The following is a 12,340-nucleotide window of genomic DNA, read 5'->3' on the forward strand; positions in this document are numbered from 1 at the left end:
ACAGTATAATGAATTTACAAGAACACTATAACGAACTTTATAAAAAATCTTCAGAGGCTATTCTGGCAGGTAATTATAAATTAGATGCTCAAATTAATAACGAATCTGATTCCCGTTTTGGCATTACGTTTCTCATTCGCCCAAGCGAAATAATTAAAGCGAATATTCAGTTGTTTTTAAACGAATTAAAGACAATTGAACCCAATCAATACTATTATCCTGACTCAGACATTCATATTACCCTGATGTCGATTATTTCCTGTTATGATGGATTTACTTTAGATGCAATAAATGTTCACGAATATATCGATCTCATTCAGCAAAGCTTGGTGATTTTAGATAAAATTAAAATTGAATTTCGGGGTGTTACGGCTTCTCCGTCTGCTATAATGATTCAAGGTTTCCCAACAGATGACTCTTTAAATAATTTCAGGGATAAACTTCGGGAGGATTTTAAAAAGTCTTCTTTACAACAAAGTATCGATAGCCGATATGCTATTTCAACAGCACATTCGACCGTATTGCGATTTCAGGAAAAACTTGAAAATCCGCAAAAATTAATGCAGGTTGTAGAAAAATATCGCGACTATGATTTTGGAGAATTGCAGGTCGAAAATCTGGAATTGGTTTATAATGACTGGTACCAGCGCGAAAAAAACACCATTCATCTAGCCGAATTTAGAATTTAATTTATTCGTAAAGACCTGAGCGACAGACGAAGCAATTTACTAATTGAAATATGCTTAAATCTTATGTCGATTTAAGTAAAATTCGTGTTCATTCGTGAAATTCGTGGCAATAAAACTATTTATTAAATTTTCCAAAATGCCATAAAACTCCGGCTGGATCATGCAAAAAACATTCACTTCCCCATTCCAAATGCACTGTGGGCGTTAGCTTTACCCCATATTTTTCGGTTAAGTTTAAAGCCAATAATTGATTGTAATAGTAATCGACATCCTCAACTTCAAGAAATATCATGGTGTTTTCGATCCAGCTTTTATCATAATAATCCTGAAGATAAAAGGCTAAATCTCCCGTTTTAAAAACAGAAAACTTAGGATCTAGAACTCCTTCTTCGAAACCTAAATCACGGTAAAAATTTCTGGAAACTTCAAAATCTTTGGCTCCAATAAAGGGTCTGATTGATACTGCTCTGTGTTTCATTTTATTGAATATTAGGGTTGGTTGTACTCTATCAAATTTAAGAAAACGATTCAAACTTTATACGTTTTTATACCAACCAAAACATTACAACTCTGTTTTCATCCTTTTGTACTTCGATTGATTCAATAATTTTCTGTTATTATTCAGCACATTTACGGTAATAAATTCTTTATCCAATTTCGATTCAAAAAGCAATTCTTTTTCTTCTATTATACTTTCACTTAATAAATTGACATGAATAAAATTTTCCTTTATTTCAATTTTAAATCGAACCGGAAAGGACAAATTATTTTTTATTCTTAAATCTTTATAACCATACACAATAGTCGCATCACAACCCAAAGGCGCAAATCTCGTTTCATTGGTATAAATATCAACCGAATGATTGTGTCGTTCTAAAATTTCTAAACCGGCAATTAAACTTATTTGATATATAATGCCGGATACCTGACACATACCGCCGCCATTCTCCTCTACCAACTGAGCGTTTACTAAGGTTCGGCTTTTCTTAAAGTCCTGATTTGGGTTTCCTACTACTTTAAAAAAAGAAAAAATCTGATTGGGTTCAAGAAGATAACTATTAATTCTTTTTGAAGCCAAAAGAATATTATGCAATTTATTCTCGAACGTCTGGCCTGGTTTTATTTCCTGCGATAAAGTGATCGTATGATTAAAGGTAAAATCATTTTGGCACTTTTTAGAAAATCGAAACAAATCTTTACTAAACAGATCTTTTTTAAATCTAATTAGTAATTTGATATTAATCTTGAGAGGTTTTAGCATTTTCATTTCTTTTCTAATACTATAATTAAATAAGAACTGTATTCTTTCAGGAATGAATTTGCCAAAAATGAATCTAATGCCACGAGAAATTTACGGCAAAAAGCAGGGAATCTATGGATGGGGAAAAATAATAATCCGTATGTTTTTTTAACAACAAAATCTGGATTAGCCTTTAAATCAGCAATATTCAAACTGCTTGCACCGTGCCAATTCGTTTTTTTATAACCCAATAAATTTCGTCTTTTTCGCGATGGAATATCAAAAATAAGGCGGCCATTCTTCTTTAAAATCCGATTGGATTCAGCTAAAACCTGATCGATTTTATTTTGATTCAGATGCATAAAAAAATGAAAACTGATAATGGTGTCAACAGAATTCTCATCCAAATTGATCGTATCGGCTTCGTTTTGCAGAAATGTTTTTTCAGGAAATTTTCGTTTTGCAACTGCAATCATTTCAGCACTTGCATCAACACCAATCGAAGCATAATTTAATAATCTTCCGGTACCACAAGCCAGATCAAGAATTTGTTCATCTTGATTAATTAGTAATTTATCGAGAATTTTTCGTTCTTGCGAGTCGATAAATTTTCCGTAAGAATTATCAAATCTATCCTGATCATAAGTCTTGGCGAGATCATTATAATAATGTACAATTTCGTTCATTTCTAATTTTTAAGACAAAATCAAAAATAATAAAAATCTTACTCGAAAAACATTTTTTATCCTTTCTTCAAAATATTTCCCAAACCACGACCAATTTGCTCAATGGCTTCAAGACCTTTTGTTAATGGCGTTGCTGTAAAATCTTCGTAGGCATCCATAGAAGTAACTTTTCGATCATCTTGTGCATACACCAAAATCAAATTATTTTCTTCGAATGATCTTTCGAATTTTTGCGGTAATTTATCAAAAATCGATTGGTACGAAACAGAACCTTTTCTGGAAAGGTTAAAAACGATTAAATCGGTTGGTTTAATTTCATCAGAAATCGATTCGAAATCATCCCAATCCATAATACTTTTAAAACCTAATTTGGCATTCAATTTTAAGTTCGTGGCAATTTGCTGAATCGTTTGATGCGTTTTGTATTCGGCATAAATGATTATCGGAATACTTAATTCCTGCGATAATCGGCAGATTTTCTGTAATAACAAATGAAATCCAACTCCTCTTTCAGAAAATGGCGGACATATAAAAACCAATCTTCTCTCTTCTATAAATGTTTTTTGAAATCTGCAGATGAACAAACTTTTGTCGACATTATTGATAATGGAATCTACGTTTTCACCAAAAATTTTATCGAGAAAACCTGTTTTTCTAGGCCAGCCCACAATCACAATATCCGACATGATTTCTTTTGAAGTTCTCGAAATTCCGCTTGCAGGATTATGGTCGATTCTGGCAATTGTATTGATTTTCACTTCTGAAGCCGAGGCCTGAATCACAAATTTATCAACTGCTTTTCTATACTTTAAAATGTTTTTTTCGGCCTGATCGTTATTGGGAACAATCGTTAATAATGTAACCGGATTTGCTGATTTTTTATCTTTAATTAAAAGCGCAAAATCTAATAATGTGGCTGCCGCCGAAGTTTTAGCTAAGGGAATTAAAATATGCTCGTCAAGAATCTGATCGCTATTTGCTTCTTCATGCGAAATTTCTTCTTCGCAAATGGCAATTTTTTTAGCTGCTTTTTCAGTAGCAAATGAAGCTACAATACAGGTAATTAAAATTAAAATAATCGTTCCGTTTAAAATATTTTCGTCCAGAATTTTTGCTTTAAATCCAACTAAAATAACCGCCAACGTTGCAGCGGCGTGTGCACTGCTTAATCCAAAAATAAGCTGTCTTTCCGTTTTGGTATATTTAAAAACAATCTGAGTAAAAAATGCTGCAGTCCATTTTCCGAAAATTGCCACCACACTCAACGTTCCGGCTACAATTAAGGCCGTTGGTCCGCTAAGAATTACACTAATATCGACCAACATTCCTACCGAAATCAGGAAAAACGGAATAAATAGTGAATTCCCGATAAACTCAATTCTATTCATCAATGCAGACGAATGCGGAATTAAAGGATTTAACGCCAAACCGGCAACGAAAGCCCCAATAATAGGCTCTACTCCTGCTACTTCGGCCAAAAAGGCTGCGAAGAAAACAACAGACAAAACGAATATATAATGAGCGTGTTTTTCGCTTTCTAATTTCTTAAAAAACCACTTTGCAATTCTTGGAATCACCAAAAACATAATCGCCGAGAAAATGGCTAATGAAACCGTAAGTTTTATCCAGAAAGCCTGATTCAGGTTCCCCTGACTGCTTCCCATAATAATGGCCAGAATGATCAAAACGGCAGTATCGGTTAAAATCGTTCCTCCAACTGTTATGGCAACTGCCTGATTTTTTGCGATACCTAACTTACTCACAATGGGATAAGCTACAAGCGTGTGCGTAGCAAACATACTCGCGGTCAGGAAACTGGCATTAAAATCATATTGCAACAAATAATAACAAACCGGAAACCCAATAGTTAAAGGGAAAATAAACGTAAAAAAACCGAATAATAAACTCTTATTCCGATTAGCTTTAAACTCGTTCATATCCAATTCCAGACCGGCAATAAACATAATGTATAAAAGCCCAATTGTCGAAAATAAATCTACGGCTGAGTTTTTGGCCAAGATATTAAGTCCGTGTGGGCCAATGATAACACCTGAAATAATAAGTCCGATGATTCCGGGAATATTTATTTTTTTTAGTAAAATAGGTGACAAGAGAATAATGAAAAGTATTAACGAGAAAATCAATACTGGGTTGCTGAGAGGTAATTCGAATTCTTGTAAAAAATGCTTGAAAAATTCTATCATAATATATTTTTATCTTCTTTGTGGTATTTTAATCTTTCCCGAAAAGTGTATCCAAATTAAAATGAAATACCAGAAGTTATGGTTTACCGGTTGCTTTATTAGCATTAAAAAAAACCGGATTCTTTAGTGATTGTTTCATTACAAAAATACCTAAAAAAAATACGAACTTTTCACGAAAACGGTATATTAAGTAATAATTTTTGTTTCGTTGCCAAATTATTAATTTTTAATATTTTTTTTAACAAAACTGCAACATTAACAAACGAAAATAAATGATCATTGCATTATTCAATTATCTTTGTCTTAATAAATATTGCACAATGGAAGAATGTATCTCTGTTTTTGATATGCTTAAAATTGGCGTTGGTCCCTCAAGTTCACATACTTTAGGGCCTTGGAGAGCCGCAGAACGTTTTTTAGAAGAGTTAAAAGACGAATCAATTTTAGACCAGATTACACGTGTAAAAGTCGATTTATACGGATCGCTTTCTTTAACCGGAAAAGGTCACGCCACAGATTTATCTGTAATGTTGGGTTTAAGCGGGCAGGATCCTGAATATATCCCCGTTGATAACATTGCCGGAATCATAAAAACGATCGAAGATCACAACGAGATTATTCTGGCAAACGAATATAAAATTCCGTTTTATTTTCTTCAGGATATTGTTTTCAATAAAGAGTTTCTTCCTTTTCATGCCAACGGACTAAAATTTACGGCTTATAAAGCTGATGATTCTGAGTACGAATCTACTTTTTATTCTATTGGAGGAGGTTTTGTGGTAAAAGAAGAACGCACAAATGCCAAGATCAAAGAGGTGATCAAATGCGCTTTCCCCTTTCCGATTCAAAATGCTGTTGAACTTTTAAATTATACCGTTTCAGAAAATAAATCAATATCTGAGATTGTGTATGAAAACGAAAAATCGATGCGTCCGGAAGCTGAAATTCATTCTGAATTAATGCGTATCTGGAACACGATGTTAGAATGTATGTATATTGGTTGTCATACCGGAGGTATTCTTCCGGGCGGATTAAACGTTCGCCGAAGAGCTTTTGATATGCACCAAAACTTAATAGGTTTATCGAATTATTCTGATCCGCAAAACTGGCTGGAAGAAATTAGAAAAACCGAAGTAAAATTTCGTCAAATCCTGAAATGGGTTAGCTGTTTTGCACTTGCCGTGAATGAAGTAAACGCTTCTTTAGGCCGGGTAGTTACAGCACCTACAAACGGAAGCGCCGGTGTAATTCCGGCTGTTTTAATGTATTATCTGGTAATTGAAAACCATAATGCAGGCGAAAAAGAAATCAAACAATTTTTGATGGTGGCCGGAGAAATTGGAAGTATCTTCAAAAAAGGATCAACCATTTCTGCTGCGATGGGTGGTTGTCAGGCCGAAATTGGCGTATCATCATCGATGGCTGCGGCGGCACTTTGCGAATTAATGGGCGGAACTCCTGCTCAGGTTTTAATGGCTGCCGAAATCGCTATGGAACATCACCTTGGTTTAACCTGCGACCCAATTGGTGGTTTGGTTCAGATTCCGTGTATCGAAAGAAATACAATGGGCGCCATAAAAGCCATAAATGCTGCCGAATTAGCGCTTGAAACTGATTCTAAAAACGCAAAAGTACCTTTAGATAAAGTGATCAATACAATGTGGCAAACCGCAAAAGACATGAACTCTAAATACAAAGAAACCTCTGAAGGCGGATTGGCAATTGCTGTAAACATGGCGGATTGTTAAGATGTTTGCTTAATTTATTATAGCCACAGATTAAAGGATTAGCACAGATTAAATATTTCCGCACTGTGTAATTAAAGTCCTTTTTCATCTTTTAATCTGTGGCAAAAAATCAAACTCAACTTCATGAAAAAATATTACCTCTTCATACTTTTATTTACAACTGTTTTATTGCATTCTCAGGAACGTTATTTCCTAAATTCAGATACGCGTTTGTATACTTCTGCCAATACTTCTGCTGAGTTTTTGGGTTATTTTAGATACGGTGCCGAAGTACAATTATTATCTGAAAGTAAAGATGGCTGGTATAAAGTAAAAGCTGATAATTTATCTGAAGGATATATTCCGGAAAAGTTTATTGCAACAAGATTAAATGCCCGGGATGTTAAGGTTAAAGACGGCGAAAATCCACTTATAGAAAGTGATGATTATTATGGCAGTAATCATCTTTTTGTATTGGTTGCGGGTTTAAAAGCACGTGCACAACCTGACAAAAATGCAAAAATTAGAGAAATCCTCAACACTGGTGATCCTGTTGCTATAAATTATCTTCCTAAAAATCAGGAAGACTGGGTAAATATTAGCGGTCAGTTTAATGATGAATATGCCAAATTTACATTGAGAAAATTTGTAGGCAAAAGACCTGATTTTAATTCTTTACTAAAAGACTTCGACAAACTCGATGTTACTAATATTACAGAACGCAAAACGATTGGTGAACGACTTGTAGAATTAGCATGGAACAGCGAGACCACTACATTAGCACCAGCATATCAACGTTATTACGAAGTGGTCAAGCAATTAAACGATCCTAAACTTCTTGCTGATACTGAATTGAATATGGCTGTAGCCAAAGGACTAGCCAAGCATAAAAAACCGGAAGAGATTCTGGCTTTCGTTAAAAAATCAGAATTTATTCTGAAAGGATTAAAAACCAAAGCCTGGTATTTAACGCAAAAAGATCTGGTAAAAATATTCGGAAAACCGACTAAAACAGCGCATGTAAATGATGAATGCGGAGTTTATCTAAGTGAACTTTTTTATTATTATCCGGATTTAGAAGCTTCTGTAGACGAACAAAAAAATCAGGCTGAAATCACAAAGGTTTTCATTAACGAAAGCAACAAACTTGTTCTAAACCCAAATGCAACATTAGACCATACCTTAACTGAAAAAGCATTTATCGAGAAATATGGAGCTTATATTAATGCTTCTATAAAAACTCCACATATTTACGCTATACAAATAGAAGACAGCGAATTTAGAATCGAATTTAAAGATGGAAAGATATTTACCATCGAAATATTCTTCTATTGCTGATTTCAATCTATAATTATTCAATACTTTTACATCTTCAAAAAAAAACAAAATGTCAGTAGCAAAAAAAGATTATAAAAGAATCACAACAAAGTCATTGATCGAAATGAAAAGCAACGGAGAAAAAATCTCTATGCTTACTGCTTACGATTTTACAATGGCTAAAATTGTTGACACCGCAGGAGTCGATGTGATTTTAGTGGGCGATTCAGCATCAAATGTTATGGCGGGTCACGAAACGACATTGCCAATTACTTTAGATCAAATGATTTATCACGCTTCGTCTGTAGTTCGCGCTGTAGAAAGAGCTTTAGTTGTGGTAGATTTACCTTTTGGAAGTTACCAGTCTGATCCAAAAGAGGCTTTGCGTTCTGCTATTCGAATCATGAAAGAAAGCGGCGGTCACGCTGTAAAACTTGAAGGAGGAAAAGAAATTAAAGAATCTATCAAAAAAATATTAAACGCAGGAATTCCGGTTATGGGTCATTTAGGTTTAACACCTCAGTCGATCTACAAATTCGGAACGTACAGCGTTCGTGCCAAAGAAGATCAGGAAGCCGAAAAACTAATCGAAGATGCAAAATTACTTGAAAAAGTAGGTTGCTTTGCGGTTGTTTTAGAAAAAATACCAGCTGATTTAGCTAAAAAAGTAGCCGAAAGTATTTCGATTCCGGTTATTGGTATTGGTGCAGGTGGCGGTGTAGACGGTCAGGTTTTAGTTATTCACGATATGCTAGGAATGAACAATGAATTTAGTCCGCGTTTCTTACGTCGTTACTTAAATCTTTACGAAGAAATGACAAAAGCAATTGGTCAATATGCTGCTGATGTTAAGTCGAGCGATTTTCCTAATTCTAGTGAGCAGTATTAAATTTTAGACTGACTTAGATTTTTAGACTGACTTAGACTTCTTAGATTTACTTTTTAAATTATTTAAAACATAAATCTAAGAAGTTTAATGCATGAAATATCTAAGAAAGCCTAATCTAAAATCTTAAAATATGCATCAGTTTAAAGAGCTTTTAATTTGGAAAAAAAGCAGATTATTTTGTTCTAAAATTTATAATGTGACTGCCAGTTTTCCAAGTGAAGAAAAATTTGGAATAACGAATCAATTACGAAGAGCTTCTGTTTCTATTCCTTCAAACATAGCAGAAGGTTCTTCACGAAATTCAAATAAAGATTTTGCACGATTTTTAGAAATTGCAATTGGTTCAGCTTATGAAGTAGAAACACAACTTCTAATATCCTCTGATTTAGGATTTATTAATGAAGAAAATACAACAGAGTTAATAACTCTTTTAGAAGAAATCACAAAAATGACTTCAAGATTCAGAGCCACTTTGTTATAACTGTTTTAAAAAGATTATAATTCAAAAAAGTTAAAATTTTAAGTAAGTCCATAAATCTAAGAAGTCTAAGTCAGTCTAAAAATCTAAGCAAGTCTAATATGAAAATCGTTTCAGATAAAAATAATCTCCAGGTTCTACACGAAGACAATCACATTATTGTGGTAAACAAACGTGTGGGCGATATTGTACAAGGCGATAAAACGGGCGACAAACCCTTATCTGATGTTGTAAAAGAATACATTAAAGTTAAATATAATAAACCTGGTGATGTTTTTCTGGGTGTGATTCATCGTTTAGATCGTCCTACAACCGGAATTGTAGTTTTTGCCAGAACAAGCAAAGCACTGACGCGAATGAACGAAATGTTCAGTAATCGTGAAACGCAAAAGACATATTGGGCAGTTGTTAAGAATAAACCTCAGGAAGCAAGTGCTAAATTGGTTCATTATTTAAAGAGAAACGAAAAAAACAATACTTCTAAAGCGCATTTAAAAGAAGTTCCTGATAGTAAACTCGCAAGTCTGGATTACAAGATCATTAAAGAACTTCAAAATTACACAGCGCTCGAAATCAATTTACATACAGGGCGCCATCATCAAATTCGTGCACAATTGTCGGCAATAGGGTCACCAATTAAAGGTGATTTAAAATACGGATTCGACAGAAGTAATCCTGATGGCGGAATTCATCTTCATGCCAGAAAATTAGTTTTTGTGCATCCTGTTTCTAAAGAGGACATTACGATCGTCGCGCCAACTCCGGATGAAACTATTTGGAATGCGATTTGATTTTATGATACAATTGTTAATTTTTTAATTTTTATCGATTAACTTGCATGGGCAAAATTCAAGTGAATCATAAAAATGGACTATAAAAACGACATCGGATACAGAAAAGAAACGCTAAAAAAATTGTTGTACAACATTCAGAAAAGCGAAGACTTAATTGTAAAAGCTTTGTACGATGATTTTAAAAAGCCAGAATTTGAAGCTGTTTTGACCGAAACTAATTATGTTATTTCGGAACTAAAAGACACGATCAAAAACATTCATAAATGGGCAAACCGAAAACGCGTTTTCCCGTCACTTCTTAATTTTCCTTCAACAGATTATATTTATAAAGAACCTTACGGAAACGTTCTGGTTATTGCTCCCTGGAACTATCCCTTTCAATTGGCATTATGTCCTTTAGTTTCGGCCGTAGCAGCAGGAAACAGAGTAGTTTTAAAACCTTCTGAACTTACGCCGCACACCTCAGCCATAATCGCAAAAATTATCGAAAAGACATTTCATGTAAATCACGTCGAAGTTGTTGAAGGCGGTGTCGAAGTCTCGAATAAATTACTGGCGCAGCGCTGGGATTATATTTTCTTTACCGGAAGTGTTGCTGTTGGAAAAGTTGTAGCAAAAGCTGCTGCTGAAAATCTAACGCCAATTACACTTGAACTTGGCGGAAAAAACCCTTGTATTATCGATGAAACGGCCAATTTAAAACTTGCCGCAAAACGCATCGTCTGGGGTAAATTTATTAATGCCGGTCAAACGTGTATTGCACCAGATTATATTTTGATTCAGAAAAATATGAAGGTTAATTTCATTTCTTTTTTAATCGAGGAAATCATAAAAGCATACGGCAAAAAAATGGACAAATCTCCCGATTTTGCTCGAATTATCAATACTAAAAACTGGTTGAGACTAGCTAACATGATCGAACCTGAAAAAGTAGTTTTTGGAGGAGAAACAGATGCCAACCAACTTTATATTTCGCCAACCTTAATCGAAGAACCGGCATTGGATAGTCCGGTTATGAAAGAAGAAATATTCGGGCCTATATTACCAATTCTAATTTACGAAACAGAAGCCGACATTGAAAACGTGATTAGCCGTTATGAGAAACCTCTTTCATTTTATGTTTTTAGCGAAAATAAATCATTTGCTAAAAAATTAATTAAAACGTATGCTTTTGGAGGTGGTTGTATCAATGATAGTGTTGTTCATTTTTCTAACAAAAGACTGCCTTTCGGCGGAGTCGGACACAGTGGTATGGGTGCTTATCATGGTCAGTTGAGCTTTGATATTTTCTCTCATCATAAAGCTGTCGTAAAAAAGGCAAACTGGCTCGATTTACCTATGAGATATGCGCCTTACAAGGATAAATTAGCTTCTATAAAAAGGATTTTAGACTGGATCTAGCTGCCAAAAACAATTTCGTAATGTTTTTGAGATTTTCATATGAATTTGATTAAAAATATTATATTTACGTCTCAATATTTACCTTAAACCCCAGAATATAAAACAATTCTACTTTTACAAAAAATGAAATCCACACTTGATCAAATCAAAGACATTAAGAATCATGGTTATACCTTAGATTTTTCAACTGTCTTTAACAATGCTTTTGAAAACTATAAAAAAATAGCACTTTATGCTGGGTTGATATTATTAGTTTTTTCTATACTTTTTGGTATTTTAGGTTCAGTACTTTTAGCCGTAATATTTGGTGTCGAGAAATTAAACAACCCTGCCTTTTTCTCGATTAAACCTGCCCATTTATCAAGCCTTCAGCTGGTTTATTATATTAGCGGAACAATCTTATTTTCGGCCATTTTAAGTCCTTTTGGCGCGGGATTTTTAAAAATGGCATATTGCGCAGACAGAGATCAGGAATTTAATGTTTCTACCATTTTTACTTATTATAAATCACGTCACTTTTTACAAATATTTTTAGCCACTGCGATCATTTCACTCTTTAGTGTTTCTATTTCTACATTTCTGGAAATTCAAAACCTAAATTTATTAGGAATCGTGGTTTCGCTGATGATTTCATTTTTTACCTTTTTAACGATTCCGCTTATTGTATTCGGAAACTTAAAAGCTGTCGATGCCATTACATCAAGTTGTCTTCTTATTTCAAAACAACCCATCGTACTTTTAGGATTAATGATCACCATTGTTGCCGCGCTAATTATTGGGTTTATGGCACTTTTTATCGGAATCCTTTTTACTGTTCCGCTTAGTTATTCAATGACATACGCTATATATTATGCAATTTTCAAAAATGATAAAGAAGATCCAATTGACTCAATTGGGCAATCGGATTTAGAATAA

At 34.0% G+C, this 12,340-nt stretch carries 12 protein-coding genes; 8 read left to right on the forward strand and 4 right to left on the reverse strand.

The features are described from left to right. The first annotated feature begins 8 nt into the window (after positions 1–8). The gene (locus L0669_RS21330) at positions 9–689 is read left to right on the forward strand and encodes a mutarotase (RefSeq protein ID WP_263759877.1); all 681 of its coding nucleotides are present in this window, start codon (positions 9–11) and stop codon (positions 687–689) included. Positions 690–804: 115 nt separating this feature from the next. Here the strand turns inward: L0669_RS21330 and L0669_RS21335 are convergent, their stop codons facing one another. The 4 genes from L0669_RS21335 to L0669_RS21350 all read right to left on the reverse strand — a co-directional run bounded on the left by L0669_RS21335 (position 805) and on the right by L0669_RS21350 (position 4,819). Then, a complete protein-coding gene (locus tag L0669_RS21335; protein ID WP_263759878.1) occupies positions 805–1,167 on the reverse strand; it encodes a VOC family protein in 363 nt (120 codons plus the stop codon). 84 nt (positions 1,168–1,251) lie between these two features. Beyond that, positions 1,252–1,950: a VanW family protein gene (locus L0669_RS21340; RefSeq protein WP_263759879.1), complete on the reverse strand. Its 699-nt coding sequence runs from the start codon at positions 1,948–1,950 to the stop codon at positions 1,252–1,254. A gap of 2 nt (positions 1,951–1,952) precedes the next feature. Beyond that, positions 1,953–2,615, reverse strand: a complete 663-nt coding sequence (locus L0669_RS21345) for a class I SAM-dependent methyltransferase (RefSeq protein ID WP_263759880.1) — start codon at positions 2,613–2,615, stop codon at positions 1,953–1,955. A gap of 56 nt (positions 2,616–2,671) precedes the next feature. Next, on the reverse strand, positions 2,672–4,819 hold the full coding sequence (locus L0669_RS21350; RefSeq protein ID WP_263759881.1) for a cation:proton antiporter: 2,148 nt from the start codon (positions 4,817–4,819) through the stop codon (positions 2,672–2,674). Between the two features lie 320 nt (positions 4,820–5,139). Between L0669_RS21350 and L0669_RS21355 the strand changes: the two genes are divergently transcribed. The 7 genes from L0669_RS21355 to L0669_RS21385 all read left to right on the forward strand — a co-directional run bounded on the left by L0669_RS21355 (position 5,140) and on the right by L0669_RS21385 (position 12,340). Continuing rightward, a complete protein-coding gene (locus L0669_RS21355) occupies positions 5,140–6,567 on the forward strand; it encodes an L-serine ammonia-lyase (RefSeq protein ID WP_263759882.1) in 1,428 nt (475 codons plus the stop codon). 123 nt (positions 6,568–6,690) lie between these two features. Continuing rightward, entirely contained in the window at positions 6,691–7,884 is a 1,194-nt protein-coding gene (locus L0669_RS21360) for an SH3 domain-containing protein (protein WP_263759883.1), read from the forward strand. Between the two features lie 49 nt (positions 7,885–7,933). After that, on the forward strand, positions 7,934–8,752 hold the full coding sequence (panB, locus tag L0669_RS21365; protein ID WP_263759884.1) for a 3-methyl-2-oxobutanoate hydroxymethyltransferase: 819 nt from the start codon (positions 7,934–7,936) through the stop codon (positions 8,750–8,752). Positions 8,753–8,882: 130 nt separating this feature from the next. Beyond that, positions 8,883–9,233, forward strand: coding sequence for a four helix bundle protein (locus L0669_RS21370; protein ID WP_263759885.1), 351 nt, complete (start codon positions 8,883–8,885; stop codon positions 9,231–9,233). Between the two features lie 98 nt (positions 9,234–9,331). Further along, entirely contained in the window at positions 9,332–10,021 is a 690-nt protein-coding gene (locus L0669_RS21375) for an RluA family pseudouridine synthase (protein WP_263759886.1), read from the forward strand. A 75-nt stretch (positions 10,022–10,096) separates the two neighbouring features. Continuing rightward, positions 10,097–11,425 (forward strand): aldehyde dehydrogenase, encoded by a 1,329-nt coding sequence (locus L0669_RS21380; protein WP_263759887.1) that lies wholly within the window; start codon positions 10,097–10,099, stop codon positions 11,423–11,425. Positions 11,426–11,548: 123 nt separating this feature from the next. Next, positions 11,549–12,340 (forward strand): DUF2189 domain-containing protein, encoded by a 792-nt coding sequence (locus tag L0669_RS21385; RefSeq protein ID WP_263759888.1) that lies wholly within the window; start codon positions 11,549–11,551, stop codon positions 12,338–12,340.

Origin of the sequence: Flavobacterium bizetiae (genome assembly GCF_024271895.1) — a bacterium.
In the GTDB taxonomy this organism is placed as follows: Bacteria; Bacteroidota; Bacteroidia; order Flavobacteriales; family Flavobacteriaceae; genus Flavobacterium; species Flavobacterium bizetiae.